The sequence below is a fragment of the Pseudoalteromonas sp. SWYJZ12 genome (genome assembly GCF_015864395.1).
GTDB lineage: Bacteria > Pseudomonadota > Gammaproteobacteria > Enterobacterales > Alteromonadaceae > Pseudoalteromonas > Pseudoalteromonas arctica.
In genome coordinates, this window is record NZ_JADYXH010000021.1 from 18,285 (window position 1) to 37,827 (window position 19,543).

The following is a 19,543-nucleotide window of genomic DNA, read 5'->3' on the forward strand; positions in this document are numbered from 1 at the left end:
GCTTATAAATTAGGTTTTATTACCGCAAGTGCCACTATGATGAGCAGCGCAATAACAGGGAGCTCATTAAAAATACGGTAAAAGCGGTCTGTTTTAGTGTTTCGGTCATGTTTAAAGTCACTTAATAACTTAAAACAGTAGCCGTGGTATAGGTATAAAATAATTACCAGTACAAGTTTGTAATGTAGCCACATACTGTATTTAAACCAATCACGACCATATTCAACAATGGTTAACACACCAAATACAGCCGTTAAAACAGCAAATGGGGTTACGAAATAAAGTAACCTGCGCTCCATAACTTTAAGCATAGAGTTACATGATCTTTCTTCGCTCATTGCGTGATATACAAATAATCGAGGCAAGTAAAAAATACCGGCAAACCACGCAATCATAAAAAATATGTGGAGTGTTTTATAAATCAATAATGCGCTCATAATAGTCCTTATTGCTTAAAGTAAGCTGTTACGAATGGTTAAAATATGATGAATTTGATCCCAGCGTAATAGCCCCATAATTTGTTGATTATCTAAAAGGTTATAAACGTAAAGCGCGCCACTTCTTTTATCTTTTAGTATATCGAATGCATCGGCTAGGGTGGCTTGGCTGCTGATGCCCTGCAAGCTAATGTAATTTATATTTATTGCTTCATCAGACATTAGCGTTAAATCGTATTCAGCGAGGCGATAGCCATTTTCTTCGTCAAAAACAATCAAGGGTGTTTGGCTATCCATGGCATCAAGCGTATTTTTTATTTGCTCTTTATCGTCTGAGTAAAGCAATTTAAAGTCTTCATCCATATCATCCATTATTCCCACTTTTTGTAATGCTTCGGTAGCGGGAGATACATGGTACGGCAATCCCTGAAAATCTAATTGCTGCAAAAATATGGAGCGATTTCCAAAAAATTGTAATGCAGTTACATATGCAGTGGTTATAACTATCATCGCAGGAACGATTATTTCAGGTGATGATGTAAGCTCCATTACTGTTGTTAATGCAGCAAGTGGTGCATGCAGTGTAGCCGCTAATAATCCAGCCATACCTAAAACCCCATACGTACCCGCAATATCAGTACCCGGGCTAATATATTGAGCAAAAAAGGCCATTAATGTCCCAATTAATACACCAAGCCCAATTACAGGACCAATTAAACCACCAGGAATACCCAAACCAATAGCAAACAATGTGGCAAGTAGTTTAGCGATTAAAATGGTAGTAAGCAGCTTTACGTTATCAGGAGATTCAACCGCGATAGTAATCGCACTCATACCAGAACCCATAGCATGAGGCACCGCGTAAGCTATCAAGCTGGCAATACAGCCTGCGATTAGTAAACGAGGAAACATACTTAAAGGTTTAAATGTTTTAATAATTAGCATTAAATTTTGATTAAAGCTAAATGCTATAGCGCCCAGCGCCATACCGCATAATATTAAATAAGGGTAATGCCAACCACTTAATGGCGCTATTGTAATGAGTGCAAGTTCAGAGCCTTCACCAAAAACAAACTGCGTAGCGAGTGCACCAGTAACAGCAGCAAGCATGATTGGCACAAATATGTGTACTTTATATTCTCGAAGTACCACTTCCATTACAAAAATAACGGCTGCAAGTGGGGTATTAAACGAAGCGGCTATACCTGCTGCAACGCCGCAACCACTTAAAGTACGCATGGCGTTATGCGGTAAATGTAGTTTATCCGCTAAAATACTCGCACCTGTTGCGCCCATATGTACGGAAGGCCCTTCTCGGCCAACCGAAAAACCGCTAATGAGTGCAAGTGCGCCACCAACAAATTGATTAACCGTATTGTATAAAGGCATTTGCCCGTAATGGCGTTTAATACGATGAATAACAAAAGGAATGCCTAAACGGTAATGTTTAAAGCCAGTAAATGCAGCAAAGCACGCAATTAAAAATGCGGCTATTAATGGCATTAAAACGCGTTCAAGAGTGGGTAGGGTAGTAAAGTCGTCAGGTGTTTCCAAAAATAAGCTTTGAAAAAACAAAATAGTTAAGCGAAATAAAATAATAAAAAATGCAGCAATTAATCCGGCAACTACGCCTAATAAGCATAATTGTACAGATGTTTTAGGTTTTGCCAGTCGACGCCTGAGTTGCTCAAGCCACATGCATTATTTCCTCGCCGCATTTTTCAGCAGCATTTTAGCAAAAGAGTTTAGTTAAGTCCTTGTGATTTTGAATTTTTCGTAACTTATATTAACAATTTGCAGTAAAGATTAAGACCTATTTTTTATAACTAAAATTTTTAATGAATTTATAGTTTACAAGGGTCGCTTTTAGTTTGCTTAAGTATTATTTTAGTGAGCTAATGTTTAGCCACTTTTTTACTAATTTATAGGTATAACTTAGAGTAAAGAGTTGTTTTACTATACTTGATTAAAACACTCGGGTATTAGATAATCACGCCATTGCGATATTGAGGGTTTTAAAATGTCTGAAGAATTACCAATTAAGTTCAGCGATGCAGCTGCTGTTCGCGTTAAACAGTTAATCGACGAAGAAGAAAATCCAGATTTAAAACTGCGTGTTTATGTAACAGGTGGTGGTTGTTCGGGTTTTCAATATGGTTTTACTTTTGATGAAAAAGCGAATCCTGGCGATTTAGAAATTGTAAAAAATGGTGTAACACTCGTTATTGATCCAATGAGCATTCAATATTTGGTTGACGGTGAAGTTGATTACACTGAAGGATTAGAAGGCGCACGCTTTTTTGTATCTAATCCTAATGCAACAACAACCTGTGGTTGTGGTGCAAGCTTTAGCGTTTAACAGCCAAACGCTAAATAGAATGAAGCCGCTTTTGCGGCTTTTTTAATGCCTACAAATCGGTTGTGGCGTATTCGGTTATTTGCATTATCAATACAAAAAACCCAAGTACAAAAGCAGAAAACGCTAAAATGTATATGAAGCCTTTTTTGCCTTGTTTAATTGGTACGCCGTTGTGGCGCAAAAAAAAGTACCAACCCAAGCACAACACAATCGGTAATAAAAAAAGAAGTCTGAACATTATTCGGCCTTTTTGGTGCTAATTATTGCTTAATCATAAACATGTGACGATAAATTGGAACAACATTGTTATAAAAATTCATTTAAATATTTTATAACTAGAAATTAATTTATTAATACTTTTTGAGTACTTAGGTCAATATTCAGCGTTTATAAATATTCACTCGTGTTCATATTTGTACCGAGTATGTAATTAGTTATTTAACCAAAGTGTTAATAGTATATAATGTATCCAAGAATGAGACGGGCAAAATTTCATTCTCAATAAAAACAAATCTTTACCACATTATTAGCGTAGTTTTTTAGCTATATTGGTGGAGTGAGTAGCAACACATGCTTTGTTAAGCAATAGCTTGCTATTGAAAATATGGTATGACTGCTTACTTGCCTACAGCTATTGATAGAGACTACTGCTTTAATAGGTACGTCAAATCATCTAGTAGGAGATGTAAAATGATGGGCAAAACAGTTTCTTCTGAAGAAAATGCAAAGCTAACAAAGTGGCTTAAAAGTAAGCGCCACGAAAAGGGTCATACAATGCGAAGCCTAGCACAAGTGCTGGGAACGCCTCATTCGTTTATCGGCAAGATTGAAAATCAAGAACGCCGTTTAGATGTGATTGAGTTTGTTCGTTATTGTACAGCTCTAGAAGTTGATCCACATGAAGCACTTAGCTTGCTAAAAGTAGATTAACTCAAACATTGCTTAGTACACTTTAAGGGGCACTTGATAGTGCTAAGCAATATGTTAATGCAGGGATGCATTAAATATTTTTATGATAATTTTTCTCAAGCTCATATAATTTATGCCTAATCAGGTATAAAAATATCAGCGAAGGTATAACCATCAAGGCTGTTAAAACAAAGAACAGCGACCAATTTCCCATTAACCAATCATCAATTACTACACCACTGTAGCTCGAAAGTAATGTTCGTCCTAAATTCCCTAATGACGCCAGTAATGCATAGTGTGTTGCACTAAATGCTCTATCGCATAACATCGATATAAAGGCCACCATAGCGACCAGCGACCATGCTTGCGTAAACCCATCAATAACAATAGCAAAGGCATACAGTCTTAAATCAGGGCCAACTAAAGCAATCCACGAAAAGGCTAAGTTTGAGGCCGCCATCGCAATGCCACTAACAAATAAACCCTTAACAATGCCATATTTTTGATTAAATAAACTGCCAACAAAGGTGAATATGATTGTAAGTACGGCAGTACCTACCTTTGAAAATGTAGCTATATCGCTATTGCTAAAACCAATTTCTTTATAAAAAACAATCGACATTCGCCCTAAAAACGCTTCGCCTATTTTAAATAAGAAAATAAACGCAAGTAATGCCAGTGCCGTTTTAACACCATTTTTAGTAAAAAAAGCTCTAAAGGGATCAATAACGGTTACCGCGAGCCACGCAACAGTTTTTGTAAGAGGGGTTTGTTTTGTAGAGGACAGTTTTTCAAGGTACACACGTTCAAGCTCGGCATGTACCGCTTCTCTATTTGATTCAGGTTCTTTTGCAAACAATGCTCCACTCATTAGCAGCAGCATTACAGCAGCTAAAAAGTAATAAATTTGTGGCCAGTCGAGCGAGGGGATATCAGCCATATAAAATGGAATTGCACCTAAAAGCGCATAACCTGTCCACCAACCAGATGTTGCCATAGCGGCTGCCGCTGTTGCTTTGTGAGATTCGTTTGCTTTAAGTGTGTCTATTCTGAATGCATCAATAGCAATGTCTTGCGTTGCAGAAGCAATGGCGATTAACAAACAAATTGCAGCAACAATTGCTAAATTAGCTTTTAAATCAAGCCCAGCTAATAATAAGGTGCCAATAAAAATAAAGCTCTGGCAAAATAGTATCCAACTACGACGTTGGCCTAGCCATTTATATAAAATAGGGAGTTTTGTACGGTCAATGAGCGGAGACCATAAAAAATTGATACTGTAAGCGCCAAATACAATGCCGAATAGGCCAATCATGCTGCGGCTTAGGCCTTCATCCTTTAGCCAAGCCGACATAACAGAGCCAATTAATACCCACGGAAAACCGCTACTCATACCAAATATAAAAATATGGATTAAGCGTTTGTCTTTAAAGTAAGAAAAATATTCGCTAATAGAGAGAGATTTGCTCATAGGGCCTTCATTGGCTTTGATGCAGAGCAGCTAAGCTGCTCTTAAATAAATTACAGTGGAACTTGTTCAAGCATTTTAATATTTAAGATGATCACCGGTTTTTTAGGAACAAAATCGTAACCAATCTTTTCATTAAACCCTGTTTCAACAGCCATGATCTTATCAAGGGTATCGTAGCCATCCATTACATTACCAAATACTGCAAAACCCCAATCTTTCCCTGGATTTAAGTGATCATTATTATCCATGTTAAAAAAGAATTGGCGTGTTCCCGAGTGCGGTTCACGGTCTTGATACGCCATAGCAATGCTATACATATCGTTTTTCATACCGTTACCGCTTTCATTAAAAATAGGATCGTTTTCGTGTAAGCCGTCGTAATCCTTATCGTAACCACCACCTTGAATAACAAAGTCGCGGTCATTTTCCACATCGCGCTCAATACGATGAAAAACACTGCCTTGATAGCTCTTATCTGACACGTAAGTTAAAAAGTTATTGACCGTAATGGGTGCTTTTGAACGATCTAGTTCAACCACGATGCTACCCATTGAGGTTACAATTTCTACGCGTGGAAAAATGTTGTCCTTTTGCACAAAGCGGCCTTCTTGGGCTGCTAAGCTACTTACACTAAAAAATAGGCCTAAGCAGATTAAAAAAAGTCGTTTCATAGTTAACCTTCTAAAAATTCTATTAATTCAGGGTCAGATACAATGCGGGTAATAATTTGCTCAGTCAACTTATTGAGCTGACCTTCTATTTTTACTCGCTCGTGACTAAACGGACCTTCTAAATTAGCACTGCCTCTATACACTTTACTAAAATTACTTGAGGCGCGAATAACGCGCACGCCAAGCTCTATATGGGCTTCGCTGGTATGGCTCACTAGTTTTTCGGTTACCACCGCTTGCAGTGCATGAATATCTACTTCAAAGCGAACAGTTGCCAAGTTAGAAATGCTGGCACCATTGCGGCTAAGGGCGCTGTCTAAAACACTTTTAACTGATTCAGTAAGACCTTGGCTTGCAAAGGTTTTAGTTTTGTCTGATTCAATAAGTTTAAGTGTTGACGAATCGCCACGTAAATCAATTACACTGGTGCTTAAGCTACTATTTATAGTGCTTATTTGACCACTTTTATAAACAGGATTGAGTATTACTTGGCTAGGCTGATTCGCACAGCCACCAAGTAGTAGTAATACACAACACCCAATTATAATGTTTGTTAATTTCATTTATAGCATTCCACTATTTTTAGTTGCACTTAGAACGACAAACTTTTTGTTTGAGCCTAACAACTTACAGTTTCCGAACATACGGTTTAATTTATCGTGATAATCTAAATGACGATTACCAATAATACGCAGCTCGCCGCCTTCTTTTAAAGTATCTTTTGCTTGTTTAAACATTTGCCAAGCAATGTGATCGGTAACAGCTTGAGCTTGGTGAAATGGAGGATTACAAAGCACCATATCCACACTGTCTCTTTCAAAGCCTGTTAAACAATCGTTTTCGATGAACTCACAGTTATCAAACTTATCGCCTAGGTTAATTTCTACATTTAACCGGGCTGACTCTACTGCCATGTAAGACTCATCAACAAAGGTAATTGATGCATTAGGGCAACGAGCAAGCGTCATTAATCCAACAACGCCGTTACCACAGCCTAAATCAATAATGCTTTTAGCTTTTGGTGTTTCTGGTAAGTAGTTAAAAAAGAAGCGCGCACCAATATCCAACGAATCACGCGAAAACACATTTGCATGATTTGTTATATTAAACTCAGTACCTTCAAGCTCCCATGTTATAGGGAAGTCTGCTGCTTTATATCCGCCTTTAGCTGTGCTTAATATAAGACGAGACTTTTTAACTGCTAGGCTTGTTGTTGTTTCACCAATAAATTGCTCAAATGATTTTATTGTTGAATTATGAATTTCTTTTGTTTTACCTGCGGCAATTACTGGCGTACCAGGTGCAAGTACTTCACTAAGTTCACTTAATTGGAACTGTAAAAAACCCACATTACGAGGGATTTTAATAAGTACTAAATCAACATCCTCTGGTAATGCCGATAAACTATCTACTTGCGTAAACTCTGCTGTAGGTAGCTTGTTTTCTTGTAAGTTATAAGCCGCAGCTTGGTGGCTAATATAAGAATCATTAACTGAACAAACCGTTAACTTATTAAAATAACAAGCAAGTGCACCAAAGCTATCGTTTAAAATAAGCAATGAGCGACAATCTGGGTGATGTTCGTTAACATAATTGATAAGGTACTCATCTGCCGAATCCCACGCTTGTAAGCTGCGGTTTTTTTGATCCAATGGAAAGCGTTCAAGAGTAAAGGTTTTATCGCCTAGCTGGGCTTGCGTCGTCATAATGGTTCGTTGATCAGTAATCTAATGTAGGTAAATTCTAACATGCAACGGCAAAACGCCAACCCCCAACAGTTACCAAATGGCTTTTCTTATCAAAGTAGGGCACTTAGTGCACAAAAAAGCCTCGTTCTATTTTATTATTTGCAAAAAAACTTACGTTGGCAGCAACCCGATGTAACCGTTTATGGCAAAACGGGGCCTATTCCACGACTGCAATGTTTCATGAGTGATTTAAATATTGAATACGGCTATTCAAGTAGTAAGCAAATAGTAGAACCATGGGATGAATTGTTACTCAATATGCGAAAGCGTTTAGAAGCACATTTAAACCAGCCTCTAAACTCATTGCTCGTTAATTATTACCGAGATGGTAATGATACGATGGGATGGCACAGTGATGATGAAATAGAGCTTGGTGATAAACCAACAATTGTGTGTGTCTCTCTAGGAGCTGATCGGGTTTTAAAGTTAAAGCACAAGGCGAGCAATAAAGTAACCGACTTAAAATTACAAAGTGGCAGCTGTTTAATAATGAATGGACATAGCCAACGAGATTATCAACATGCAATACCTAAGCAAACCACGCTTGCGCATCCGCGAATAAGTTTAACTTACCGATTTATAAAGCACATTAAGCAAAAGCAATTTAGTTAGCCAATCGCTGCGTTAAATTGTTATAGTAAGTGTATAAATTAGCTAATTAAAACGGTCTTTTTATGTCAATGCAGCAACAGATCCAAGAAAAAATAAGCAACGCCATTGCGTGTAAACATTTAAACGTGATTAACGAAAGCCATATGCACAGTGCGGGCACTGAATCACACTTTAAAGTAGTAGTGGTTAGCGAAGATTTTGCGGGTAAGCGTTTATTACAACGTCATCGCGAAATTAATGAAATTTTAAAAGATGAGTTAGCAAATCATATTCATGCACTCGCTATTCATACATATACACCCGATGAGTATGCAGAGCAGGGCGGCGAAGCGCCTGATTCACCCAATTGTATGGGTGGCTCTAAAGTTAGCTAAGTAATGTTTTAGAGTATTTGATGAGTGTTTAACTGATCAGATCAGTGTTTTTAGTATTAGCCTTTAAACTAGCGCTAATTTTTATTGTAAAAGATATAGGATGATCAATGGTCATTAAGCCTAAAATTCGTGGATTTATCTGCACAAACGCACACCCAGCTGGTTGTGCAGAGCATGTTCAAGAACAAATTAACTATGTAAAACAACAAGGCGCATTAAAAAGTGCACCAAAAAATGTATTAGTTATTGGCGCATCAACAGGCTACGGCTTGGCATCGCGCATTACTGCTGCGTTTGGTGGTGGTGCTAAAACATTAGGTATTTTCTTTGAAAAAGAAGGTACAGATCGTAAAACAGGTTCTGCTGGTTGGTACAATACCGCTGCTTTTCAAGAAGCTGCAGACGAAGCGGGTCTTTGGTCTAAAAATATTAATGGCGATGCGTTTTCTAACGAAATCAAGCAAAAAGCAATCGACACTATTAAAGCAGATTTGGGTAAAGTAGATTGTATTATTTACAGCCTAGCGTCTCCTCGTCGTACTGATCCAAATACAGGCGAAGTGTTCTCATCTACACTTAAGCCAATAGGTAATGCAGTAACCACTAAAAACTTAAATACATCAAAGCGTGAAATTGATGAAATTACGGTTGAAGCTGCAAATCAAGACGATATCGACAACACTATTAAAGTAATGGGTGGTGAAGATTGGGAAATGTGGATTGACGCATTAAAAGAAGCCGGTGTACTTGCCGATAACTTTAAAACTACAGCGTATACTTATATTGGTAAAGAGCTAACATGGCCAATATACGGACACGCTACTATTGGTAAAGCTAAAGAAGATTTAGACCGTGCAACGGCTGCAATTAAAGAATCAACAAAAGATTTAAATGGTGAGGCGTATGTTTCATCACTTAATGCAGTAGTGACACAAGCAAGTTCTGCTATTCCTATTATGCCGTTATATATTTCTGCTTTATTTAAAGTTATGAAAGCAGATGGCACGTATGAAGGCACCATTGAGCAAATTCACGCATTATTTAGTGAAAACCTATATGGTGAATCGCCTCGCTTTGACGACGGTGGGCATTTATTCCAAAACTATAAAGAGCTAGAAGACGATGTGCAAGCACGCGTTCAAGCTGTATGGGATAGTGTTGATACAAGCAGCATTGATGAGCTAACAGACTATGTTGGTTACCATAATGAGTTTTTACGCTTATTTGGTTTTGGTATAGACGGTGTTGACTACGATCAAGACATAGATTCAGTTAAGCCAATTGCTAATATGATTGACTAACAGAACTTAGGGCCTGTTTATCTTTCGAGTTTAAATTTGCAGCAGTCTGTTTGGTATTTAGGCAAGGCAGAGCCTATGTAGTGTGGTTATTCCCCATAAATGGGCGATAACGTAGCATTAATGCCAAACAGGCGCTGCCCAAAGGGTTCTGCCTAGGGGCTATTTACTCTTTGTTGCTCGGTTTTTACTTAGCCCACTAGGTTACAAACCTCACGCCGCGATTAAATAGCCCCTAGATTGAACAAATTTTAATCCTGAAAGGTCAACAGGCCCTAGTTATTAAAAGCCGCAATAGCGGCTTTTTTTGTATTATGCGATTTGTTTAATTTGAGATGAAATCAGGAACGATAATTGCTTAGGCTACCACTTTGGTCTACCTTGATTTTTATTTAAATCACTTAACAAAACTAAATAAGTGTTTCTGTCGTATAATTTTCATAAATACACTCGCATAGTCATCTAAAATGATGTTAAAATCTCGACAATATGTGATGAGTTTTACTACGTTGCTTGTTTGATATTTCTAGCAAGCTGCTCTTTTGTACCTTGATATAACTTGGAATAACTCAAATGGCGACGTGGTTGATACGATTTTTCAGTTTCTTTCCTTTAATGTAATGCAAGTGCGTATGATCAATATAAAAAAAGGTCTGGATTTACCCTTAGAGGGCGCGCCACAGCAAGTTATACATGACGGTTCTGCTGTCAAACGTGTAGCTGTGCTTGGCGAAGAGTTTATCGGTATGCGTCCAACCATGCATGTTCGTGTGGATGACCAAGTCAAAAAAGGCCAGGTACTTTTTGAAGATAAAAAGAACCCAGGCGTCCTATTTACTGCTCCAGCTTCTGGCACAGTAAAAGAAATAAATCGTGGTGCTAAACGTGTGCTGCAATCTGTTGTTATTGAAGTAGCAGGCAGTGAGCAAATCACCTTTGACTCTTTCAAAGCAGACGAGCTTGCGAGCTTAGAGCGTGAAAAAGCCAAAGAAGTACTTATCCAGTCTGGTCAATGGACAGCACTTCGTGTTCGCCCATTCAGTAAAGTAGCGGCTGTGGATGCAAATCCTAGTTCTATTTTCGTGACCGCAACTGACACAAACCCATTAGCTGCAGATCCTGCAGTGATAATTGCCGAAAATGCGCAAGCATTTGAAGCGGGTCTTGCTGTTATTTCGCGTTTGACCGATGGCAAAGTATTTGTGTGTAAAAAAGCAGGTAGCCAAGTTCCTAGCTCATCTATAGCTCAAGTAGAAGTACATGAGTTTGGTGGTGTGCATCCGGCTGGCCTCGTTGGCACTCATATCCATCATCTTGATGCAGTTTCTGTTAGCAAACAAGTTTGGCATATTGGTTACCAAGACGTTATTGCGTATGGTCACCTATTCCTTACTGGTGAAATTTACACAAATCGTGTTATTTCGCTTGCAGGTCCTCGCGTTAAAAACCCACGTTTAGTGAAAACACAATTAGGTGCTTCATTGGATGATTTAGTGGCTGGTGAGCTAGAAGACGGAGATAACCGCGTTATTTCTGGTTCTGTTCTATCAGGTTCTATTTCAAACGGTGTTCATGCATTCTTAGGTCGTTACCACGTTCAAGTATCTGTTTTACTTGAGGGTCGCGAAAAAGAATTGTTTGGCTGGATTGCACCAGGTAGTGATAAATTCTCTGTAACGCGTACATTCCTTTCTCACCTTGCGCCGAGTCGTTTATTTAAAATGACAACGTCAACAGGTGGTTCAAAACGTGCCATGGTACCAATTGGTAGCTACGAGCGCGTAATGCCGCTAGATATTTTGCCTACTCTATTATTACGTGACTTAATTGCACGCGATTTAGACAGTGCAATTTCATTGGGCGCGCTTGAACTTGATGAAGAAGATTTAGCGTTATGTACCTTCGTTTGTCCAGGCAAATACGAGTATGGTTCTATCCTACGCGATTGCTTAACTACGATCGAGAAGGAAGGCTAGAGAGATGGGTTTAAAAAAATATCTAGAAGATATCGAGCCGAATTTTGAAGCCGGTGGTAAATATGAGAAGTTTTATGCACTGTATGAAGCAGCTGCAACTATTTTTTATACACCAGGCTACGTAAATAAAGGCGCGACACACGTACGCGATAATATCGACCTAAAACGCATGATGATTTTAGTGTGGATGGCGACGTTCCCAGCTATGTTTTTTGGTATGTTCAATATCGGTCATCAGGCCGCAGGTGCTTTAGCACAAGGTTTTGAACTAGCAAACACGTGGCAAGTTGGTTTGTTCCAGTTATTCGGTGGTGAATTAACCGCTGATGCAGGCTGGGGCGCTAAGATGTTCTATGGAGCATGTTTCTTCCTACCTATCTACGCGGTAACATTTGCAGTAGGTGGTTTTTGGGAAGTAATATTTGCTTCTGTGCGTAAGCATGAAATTAACGAAGGTTTCTTCGTTACTTCAGTATTATTCGCACTTATTTTGCCTGCAACGATTCCTCTATGGCAAGTTGCGTTAGGTATTACGTTTGGTGTAGTAATCGCTAAAGAAATCTTTGGTGGTACTGGCCGTAACTTCTTAAACCCTGCTTTAGCCGGCCGTGCATTTTTGTTCTTTGCATACCCAGCTCAAATCTCAGGTGACACAGTATGGACAGCAGTAGATTCGTTCTCTGGTGCAACTATGCTAGGCCAAGCATTTGCTGGCACACTTGATTTTGCAAACATGGAATTATGGTGGAATGCGTTTTACGGTTTCATTCAAGGTTCTGTAGGTGAAACATCTACACTTGCATTGTTAGTAGGTGGTTTGTTCTTAATTTACGTTCGTATCGCTTCTTGGCGCATCGTACTAGGTGTATTCCTAGGTATGGTAGCAACTGCATTTTTACTAAATGCTGTTGGCTCAGAAACTAACCCTGTATTTGCAATGCCTTGGTATTGGCATTTAGTACTAGGTGGCTTTGCGTTTGGTATGTTCTTTATGGCTACTGACCCTGTATCAGCTGCATTTACTGACAAAGGTAAATTGGCATATGGTCTATTAATTGGCTTTATGGTGGTTATGATACGTGTTGTGAATCCTGCTTTCCCAGAAGGTATGATGCTAGCAATCTTATTTGCTAACTTATTCGCTCCACTGTTCGATCACTTTGTAGTGCAGGCTAATATTAAGCGGAGGTTGGCACGTAATGTCTAGTAATAACGAATCAATCGGTAAAACGTTATCAGTTGTTGTAGCACTATGTTTAGTGTGTGCAATCATTGTATCGTTTGCTTCTGTACAGCTTCGTCCTTTACAGCAAGCTAATAAAAACAAAGATATTCAAAGCAATATCTTGGCTGCTGCGGGTATCGATAAAGTTGAAAATGTTTTAGAAACATTTGATGCAAAAATCGAAGCGCGCGTTGTAAACATGACTACAGGTGAGTTTGTAGATACAGACCCAACAATTTTTGATTTTGAAAAAAGCAAATATGATGCAGCGCTAAGTGTTTCTCTTCAAGAGAAAGGCGTTAAAGATATTGCTGGTATTCAACGTGTGACTAAAGAGTCGCCGGTGTATATCTCTAAAAAAGAAGATGGCTCAGTTGATGCAATTATTCTTCCTATCCAAGGCTACGGCTTATGGGGCTTAATGTACGGTTTTATCTCGCTTGAAAGCGACGCTGAAACAGTTAAGAGCATTATCTTTTATAAGCATAATGAAACCCCAGGTCTAGGTGGCGAAATCCAAAATCCACAGTGGACTGCTACATGGGAAGGTAAAGAACTTCCAATTCAAATTGTTAAAGGTACTGCGGGCAATGATGAGCATAAGATCGATGGTCTTTCAGGTGCTACATTAACGTCTAACGGTGTTGATCATGCAGTTGACTTTTGGACTGGCGAAAATGGCTTTGGCCCTTTCCTTGCGAAAGTACGTAAAGGAGCATTGAAATAATGGCTGATACTAAAGAAATGAAGGCGGTCCTATTTGGTCCGGTTTTAGCTAACAACCCAATCGCACTACAAGTACTTGGTATTTGTTCTGCGCTAGCGGTAACGTCTAGCTTAAAAAATGCGTTAATCATGTCAATCGCATTGACATTAGTAACTGCATTTTCGAGCTTCTTTATCTCGCTTATTCGTAACCAGATCCCATCATCTGTTCGTATCATCGTACAAATGACAATTATTGCATCGTTGGTAATCGTTGTTGACCAAGTATTACAGGCATTCTCTTACGCTACGGCAAAAGAGCTTTCTGTATTCGTTGGTCTAATTATTACTAACTGTATTGTAATGGGTCGTGCTGAAGCATATGCGATGAAGTCGCCACCAATTATGTCTTTCCTTGACGGTATTGGTAATGGCTTAGGTTACTCTGTAGTACTACTTACTGTTGGTTTCATTCGTGAGCTATTCGGTAAGGGTTCACTATTCGGTGTTGATATTATCCCATTAGTACAAGATGGCGGTTGGTATCAGCCTATGGGTCTATTGATCTTACCACCGAGTGCATTCTTCATCATTGGTTTATTCATATGGGTACTTCGTACTTATAAGAAAGACCAAGTAGAAGCTAAAGCGTAAGGGGCAAATAGTGGAACATTATATTAGTTTATTTGTAAAAGCCGTTTTTATTGAGAACTTAGCGTTGTCATTCTTCTTAGGCATGTGTACTTTTTTAGCAGTATCTAAAAAAGTAACTACATCAATTGGCCTAGGTATAGCGGTTATAGTTGTATTGGGTATTTCTGTACCTGTTAACAACTTGGTTTACCATGCGGTACTTGCACCAGGTTCACTTACTTGGTTAGGTTATCCAGATGCGGATCTTAGCTTTTTACGTTTCTTAACTTTCATTGGTGTTATTGCAGCACTTGTGCAAATTCTTGAAATGGCATTAGATAAGTTTTTCCCTGCACTATACAACGCATTAGGTATCTTCTTGCCACTTATCACAGTTAACTGTGCAATATTTGGTGCGGTATCTTTCATGGTTGAGCGTAACTATGACTTCGGCGAGTCTGTTGTCTATGGTATTGGCGCTGGTGTTGGTTGGGCGCTTGCAATTACATTACTTGCAGGTATCCGTGAGAAACTGAAATATTCAGACGTACCAGATGGCTTACGTGGTTTAGGTATTACCTTCATCACTGTTGGTTTAATGGGACTTGGCTTTATGTCATTCTCTGGTATTTCACTGTAAAGGGTAGCGAGGATAAATCATGGATTATCAGATTTTCTTAGGCGTTGGTGTTTTTATCGCTATCGTTGTACTACTAGTTTTAGTGATCATTGGTGCTAAATCTCAGTTAGTTGCAAGCGGTGACATCATCATCGGTATTAATGGCGATAAAGACAAAGCCATTACTACATCAGCAGGTAATAAGCTTTTAAGTGCATTATCTGAGTCAGGTATATTTGTATCATCTGCTTGTGGTGGCGGTGGCTCTTGTGGTCAATGTCGTGTACACATTAAAGAAGGTGGTGGTGATATTCTGCCAACTGAGCTTGATCACATTTCTAAAGGTGAAGCCCGTGAAGGCTGTCGTTTAGCGTGTCAGGTAAATGTTAAAAACGACATGGAAATTGAACTTGAAGAGTCAATTTTCGGTGTTAAAAAATGGGATTGTGAAGTTATCTCTAACGATAACAAAGCAACGTTCATTAAAGAACTTAAACTGCAAATCCCTGGTGATGAGTCAGTGCCTTTCCGTGCGGGTGGTTACATCCAAATCGAAGCGCCACCTCATCATGTTAAATATGCAGATTTCGATGTTCCTGAAGAATATCGTGGCGATTGGAACCATTTTGGTTTCTTCGATCTGGAGTCAAAAGTAGACGAAGAAACAATTCGTGCATACTCAATGGCTAACTACCCAGAAGAAGAAGGCATCATTATGCTTAACGTGCGTATTGCTGCTCCGCCTCCAAGAAACCTAAGCTTGCCATGTGGTAAAATGTCTTCGTACATTTGGTCACTTACAAAAGGCGACAAGGTAACTATTTCAGGTCCATTTGGTGAGTTCTTTGCTAAAGACACAGATGCAGAAATGATCTTTGTTGGCGGTGGTGCTGGTATGGCGCCAATGCGTTCACATATCTTTGACCAACTTAAACGTTTGAACTCTAAACGTAAGATGAGCTTTTGGTATGGTGCACGTTCTGAACGTGAAATGTTCTACGTAGAAGATTTTGACGGCCTAGCCGCTGAAAATCCTAATTTCGTATGGCATACAGCACTTTCAGATCCACAACCTGAAGATAACTGGGAAGGCTATACTGGCTTTATCCACAACGTGTTATTTGAGAACTATCTTAAAGATCACGAAGCGCCGGAAGATTGTGAGTACTACATGTGTGGTCCTCCAATGATGAACGCGGCAGTTATTACTATGCTTAAAGATTTAGGTGTTGAAGACGAAAATATCTTACTAGATGACTTCGGTGGCTAACACTAATACCAAAACAGTTTAGTTTTGGTTAAAATACCAGCCTCGTAGCACTTGTGTTACGAGGCTTTTTTTATTCTTTAATTTTATCAATCTATTAAGTAGAGCTGTTATGAATCGAGTAAGTACTTCACAAGGCATAATGGCCTTTTTACTAATCACACTGACCTTATTACTGTCTGGGTGTGGTGAAAAACCAGAGTCGAGGGAAACCTTTTTAGAAGGTAAGACTATGGGCACCACTTATCATATTAAATATTACGATGAGCAGGGCCAGCTATCAGCTTCACAATTACAGCTGCAAATAGACGCTGTTTTAAAAGATGTGAATCAGTCTATGTCTACTTACATAGAAGACTCTGAAATAAATACATTTAACAGATTACCAGCAAATCAAGTTATGCCAATTAGCGAAGATTTTAGGGCTGTTATCAGCGAGTCTATTCGCTTAGGCGAATCAACTAAAACACTCGATGTCACTATGGGGCCTTTAATTGATTTATGGGGCTTTGGTCCTGATAAAAAACCAACCAATCGCCCAAGTGATGAAGAGCTTGCAACTATGGTCGAAAAAATAGGTATTGATAAACTTATTTTAGATGAGCAAGGACTGTCTAAAACAGTTAATGGGTTAGAGCTTTCGTTTTCGGCAACGGCTAAAGGCTACGGTATCGACAAAGTAGCGCAGTTATTAGAAAGCCATAGTATTACCAATTACATGGTTGAGATTGGTGGAGAGCTGCGTATAGCAGGTGAAAAGCCAAATAATCAGGATTGGAAAATTGCGATTGAGCAACCAGATGCGCAACCTGGAGAGCGAAAGGTACACCGTGTTTTATCGCCAGGTACAAACGGTATTGCTACGTCAGGTGATTACCGTATTTTTTATAAAATGGATGGCGAGATCTATACTCATTTAATTGATCCCGTGACCGGCATGCCTATTAAGCACGACTTAGTGTCGGTAACGGTGCTTCATCCAAGCGCTATGACGGCAGATGGTTTAGCGACTGCACTTACTGTGATGGGTATGGAAAAAGCGCAAGCATACGCTCAGCAGCACGATTTACCGGTATACTTAATAGGTAAATCAAATAAGGGTTTAGTTACTTATTCAAGCCCTGCATTTAAACCTTATTTGTAGTATGGTGCTGGCTTGTTTATTTTCGCGTTATTTGGGTATATAATAGCAGTCGCTCAAAAATGTTTGAGTTTAATTAATTGCTGATCAATAGGGGCTAAGCAATGTCACTTTTTCTTCTTACTTTTGGCTTACTAATTTTGATAGTTTCGGCTATGGCCGTTGGTATGATCGTGCAAAAAAAATCTATGGCAAGCAGCTGTGGTGGTTTAGGTTCGGTTGGTATTGATAAAGCCTGTGATTGCGATGATCCATGTGATAAACGCAAAAACCGTTTAGCAAAAGAGCAAGCCTGGAAAGAAAACCAAATTATTTAAGCCCGCCTTAAATATTAAAAAGCGCTTTATAGCGCTTTTTTTGTGTCTGTAAAACTGCTTAACTCGATAGCTTCTAAAGTAATCCAATCTTAATGTATTAGACAAACGTCTATAGTTTAGTTTTTTTCACCTATTAGGTTTATTTTTCTCGTTTGTCAAATTGGAGCTAACACTCTAAAGTTTAACCATAGACACAGAGCAAGGCTCTCGTCATAAGCTTGAGGCAAGTTAGCCTCGCTTAAAAGAATCTTTATATTGTGTGTGAAGATGTTGTCAGTGTGAAAGGCAACTCAAGTTCGGTGGATTCACTTCCATAAAGAACGAGTTTGAGTTGTTTTTATTTCCTTTCAATGCCACGTAATGTAAGCCATGAATCTTTATATTGTGTGTGAAGATGTTGTCAGTGTGAAAGGCGGCTCAATTTCGGTGGTGACTGAATTTGAGCTGTTTTTATTTCCTTGCAATTGCCACGCAGTGTAAACCAAGAATCTTTATATTGTGTGTGAAGATGTTGTCAGTGTGAAAGGCAACTCAAATCCGGTGGATTCACTTCCATAAAGAACGAGTTTGAGTTGTTTTTATTTCCTTTCAATGCCACGTAATGTAAACCAAAAATCTTTATATTGTGTGTGAAGATGTTGTCAGTGTGAAAGGCAACTCAAATTCGGTGGTGACTGTATTTGAGTTGTTTTTATTTCCCTACAATGCCACGTAATGTAAACCAAAAATCTTTATATTGTGTGTGAAGATGTTGTCAGTGTGAAAAGCGGCTCAATTTCGGTGGTGACTGAATTTGGGCTGTTTTTATTTGTGCGACACAATTATTACCCCCTCCTAAAAAGCTATAATTCTATTAAATATTTCTATTTAAATCGTTTTTTATTTGTTCTAATCGATTGTTTATTATCATGTTATTTTTTATTAACAAAATAGCTTCGAAAGCTTAACTCAAATTAATTGATTTTTAGTTGAACAGAAAATTCTCTTTGTTATACTCACGTTCGAACTTTCAGTAAGTTTTGAAAGTTTGATTGATACGGATCAATTTTCACAAGGTAAATTTGTGCTAACCGGATTTGATCGTATTTAGCACCTGGTTTTAGGGCTTACAGCAGCGATGTTTTTTGATTTTTCCATTGCAAACTGTATTCCTCTAATTTTGTTATAGTCATTTTAGTAGGTTAATGTTTTTGAACACACTTTCTTTGCATCATACAAATACGGATCTTGCCTCTGGCGAGCCGCAGACGTGTGAGCGCTTGAATAAAGCAGGCAAGGGCGTGTGTGTAGCTATAACTTTATTAGTGTTTAATACTGTAATGTTGCTAAGCGGTGCACTAGAGGATGCCTTCAAGCTTGAAGCGCTATTAAGTGATGGGTTTATTGTAGAGCCGCTGTTACTTACTATTGTGCAATTTTTAGCTCATCCGATCATATCAAGTCAGTTACTTATTGGCCTTTGCTGGCTATTGTTCCATATTTTTCCAGCGCGTCGTGCTGGAATTATCCTCCGTAAAGCAGCCTTTGCTTTTAGCGAGGCTAAAGTTCTTCAGCCAGTGCAAGTTGCACACGGTTGTCGTGCTCCACCTAGCTTTACAGGTTGTCTGTAAGGCTGCATTTTGTTGCTGGTTTTAATTATTTGTTCTTGCTGTAAATAATTAAGGTTAGCTAAAACAAAGTAGCTCAGTGTTTTTTAAACACATTTCAGCCAACCACCACTCACCCAAGTTAACTTTTATTACGTTATATAAATGCGTTTAGAAAGCTGGGTTTGTTGCTAG

General features: G+C 38.8%; 21 protein-coding genes. 14 read left to right on the plus strand and 7 right to left on the minus strand.

What is annotated here, in order from left to right:
- Positions 1 to 2: 2 nt before the first annotated feature.
- Complete coding sequence (locus I6F42_RS17090; RefSeq protein ID WP_007584864.1) at positions 3 to 437, minus strand: CopD family protein; 435 nt, start codon at positions 435 to 437, stop codon at positions 3 to 5.
- 15 nt (positions 438 to 452) lie between these two features.
- Positions 453 to 2,135 (minus strand): chloride channel protein, encoded by a 1,683-nt coding sequence (locus I6F42_RS17095; RefSeq protein ID WP_007584866.1) that lies wholly within the window; start codon positions 2,133 to 2,135, stop codon positions 453 to 455.
- 322 nt (positions 2,136 to 2,457) lie between these two features.
- Between I6F42_RS17095 and erpA the strand changes: the two genes are divergently transcribed.
- Positions 2,458 to 2,796 (plus strand): iron-sulfur cluster insertion protein ErpA, encoded by a 339-nt coding sequence (gene erpA, locus I6F42_RS17100; RefSeq protein WP_002958911.1) that lies wholly within the window; start codon positions 2,458 to 2,460, stop codon positions 2,794 to 2,796.
- Positions 2,797 to 2,845: 49 nt separating this feature from the next.
- Here erpA and I6F42_RS17105 read toward each other — a convergent pair whose 3' ends face one another.
- Entirely contained in the window at positions 2,846 to 3,034 is a 189-nt protein-coding gene (locus I6F42_RS17105; RefSeq protein WP_197152891.1) for a hypothetical protein, read from the minus strand.
- Positions 3,035 to 3,486: 452 nt separating this feature from the next.
- Here I6F42_RS17105 and I6F42_RS17110 point away from each other — a divergent pair, with 452 nt between their 5' ends.
- Positions 3,487 to 3,726: a helix-turn-helix domain-containing protein gene (locus I6F42_RS17110; RefSeq protein WP_007584874.1), complete on the plus strand. Its 240-nt coding sequence runs from the start codon at positions 3,487 to 3,489 to the stop codon at positions 3,724 to 3,726.
- A 70-nt stretch (positions 3,727 to 3,796) separates the two neighbouring features.
- Here I6F42_RS17110 and I6F42_RS17115 read toward each other — a convergent pair whose 3' ends face one another.
- Genes I6F42_RS17115 through I6F42_RS17130 form a run of 4 tightly spaced genes read right to left on the minus strand, consistent with a single transcriptional unit; the run spans position 3,797 to position 7,553 of the window.
- Positions 3,797 to 5,176 (minus strand): MFS transporter, encoded by a 1,380-nt coding sequence (locus tag I6F42_RS17115; RefSeq protein WP_007584875.1) that lies wholly within the window; start codon positions 5,174 to 5,176, stop codon positions 3,797 to 3,799.
- Between the two features lie 50 nt (positions 5,177 to 5,226).
- Positions 5,227 to 5,847, minus strand: coding sequence for a peptidylprolyl isomerase (locus I6F42_RS17120; protein ID WP_197152892.1), 621 nt, complete (start codon positions 5,845 to 5,847; stop codon positions 5,227 to 5,229).
- A 2-nt stretch (positions 5,848 to 5,849) separates the two neighbouring features.
- Positions 5,850 to 6,410 carry a YajG family lipoprotein gene (locus I6F42_RS17125; RefSeq protein WP_197152893.1) on the minus strand — a complete coding sequence of 187 codons (561 nt, stop codon included), beginning with the start codon at positions 6,408 to 6,410 and terminating at the stop codon, positions 5,850 to 5,852.
- Complete coding sequence (locus I6F42_RS17130; RefSeq protein ID WP_010555194.1) at positions 6,411 to 7,553, minus strand: methyltransferase; 1,143 nt, start codon at positions 7,551 to 7,553, stop codon at positions 6,411 to 6,413. It lies immediately after the preceding gene.
- 42 nt (positions 7,554 to 7,595) lie between these two features.
- Between I6F42_RS17130 and I6F42_RS17135 the strand changes: the two genes are divergently transcribed.
- The 12 genes from I6F42_RS17135 (at position 7,596) to I6F42_RS17190 (ending at position 19,372) form a co-directional block, all read left to right on the plus strand.
- Positions 7,596 to 8,207 (plus strand): alpha-ketoglutarate-dependent dioxygenase AlkB, encoded by a 612-nt coding sequence (locus I6F42_RS17135; RefSeq protein ID WP_010555193.1) that lies wholly within the window; start codon positions 7,596 to 7,598, stop codon positions 8,205 to 8,207.
- A gap of 62 nt (positions 8,208 to 8,269) precedes the next feature.
- Positions 8,270 to 8,581, plus strand: coding sequence for a BolA family transcriptional regulator (locus I6F42_RS17140; RefSeq protein ID WP_165721276.1), 312 nt, complete (start codon positions 8,270 to 8,272; stop codon positions 8,579 to 8,581).
- 107 nt (positions 8,582 to 8,688) lie between these two features.
- Positions 8,689 to 9,882, plus strand: a complete 1,194-nt coding sequence (fabV, locus tag I6F42_RS17145; RefSeq protein ID WP_007584887.1) for an enoyl-ACP reductase FabV — start codon at positions 8,689 to 8,691, stop codon at positions 9,880 to 9,882.
- Between the two features lie 629 nt (positions 9,883 to 10,511).
- Positions 10,512 to 11,855: a Na(+)-translocating NADH-quinone reductase subunit A gene (locus tag I6F42_RS17150; RefSeq protein ID WP_010555190.1), complete on the plus strand. Its 1,344-nt coding sequence runs from the start codon at positions 10,512 to 10,514 to the stop codon at positions 11,853 to 11,855.
- Positions 11,856 to 11,859: 4 nt separating this feature from the next.
- Positions 11,860 to 13,062 carry an NADH:ubiquinone reductase (Na(+)-transporting) subunit B gene (locus tag I6F42_RS17155; RefSeq protein WP_010555189.1) on the plus strand — a complete coding sequence of 401 codons (1,203 nt, stop codon included), beginning with the start codon at positions 11,860 to 11,862 and terminating at the stop codon, positions 13,060 to 13,062.
- Positions 13,055 to 13,807, plus strand: coding sequence for a Na(+)-translocating NADH-quinone reductase subunit C (locus I6F42_RS17160; RefSeq protein WP_007584890.1), 753 nt, complete (start codon positions 13,055 to 13,057; stop codon positions 13,805 to 13,807). Before I6F42_RS17155 ends, I6F42_RS17160 begins: the two co-directional genes overlap by 8 nt.
- Entirely contained in the window at positions 13,807 to 14,439 is a 633-nt protein-coding gene (locus I6F42_RS17165) for an NADH:ubiquinone reductase (Na(+)-transporting) subunit D (RefSeq protein WP_007584891.1), read from the plus strand. The genes I6F42_RS17160 and I6F42_RS17165 overlap by 1 nt, the downstream gene beginning before the upstream one ends.
- Positions 14,440 to 14,449: 10 nt before the next feature.
- The gene (gene nqrE, locus I6F42_RS17170) at positions 14,450 to 15,058 is read left to right on the plus strand and encodes an NADH:ubiquinone reductase (Na(+)-transporting) subunit E (protein ID WP_007584892.1); all 609 of its coding nucleotides are present in this window, start codon (positions 14,450 to 14,452) and stop codon (positions 15,056 to 15,058) included.
- A 19-nt stretch (positions 15,059 to 15,077) separates the two neighbouring features.
- On the plus strand, positions 15,078 to 16,307 hold the full coding sequence (nqrF, locus tag I6F42_RS17175; protein ID WP_007584893.1) for an NADH:ubiquinone reductase (Na(+)-transporting) subunit F: 1,230 nt from the start codon (positions 15,078 to 15,080) through the stop codon (positions 16,305 to 16,307).
- A gap of 109 nt (positions 16,308 to 16,416) precedes the next feature.
- On the plus strand, positions 16,417 to 17,448 hold the full coding sequence (locus I6F42_RS17180) for an FAD:protein FMN transferase (protein WP_007584895.1): 1,032 nt from the start codon (positions 16,417 to 16,419) through the stop codon (positions 17,446 to 17,448).
- Between the two features lie 101 nt (positions 17,449 to 17,549).
- Positions 17,550 to 17,762, plus strand: a complete 213-nt coding sequence (gene nqrM, locus I6F42_RS17185; RefSeq protein WP_007376137.1) for a (Na+)-NQR maturation NqrM — start codon at positions 17,550 to 17,552, stop codon at positions 17,760 to 17,762.
- Between the two features lie 1,190 nt (positions 17,763 to 18,952).
- Positions 18,953 to 19,372, plus strand: a complete 420-nt coding sequence (locus I6F42_RS17190) for a hypothetical protein (protein WP_007581161.1) — start codon at positions 18,953 to 18,955, stop codon at positions 19,370 to 19,372.
- Positions 19,373 to 19,543: the final 171 nt, after the last annotated feature.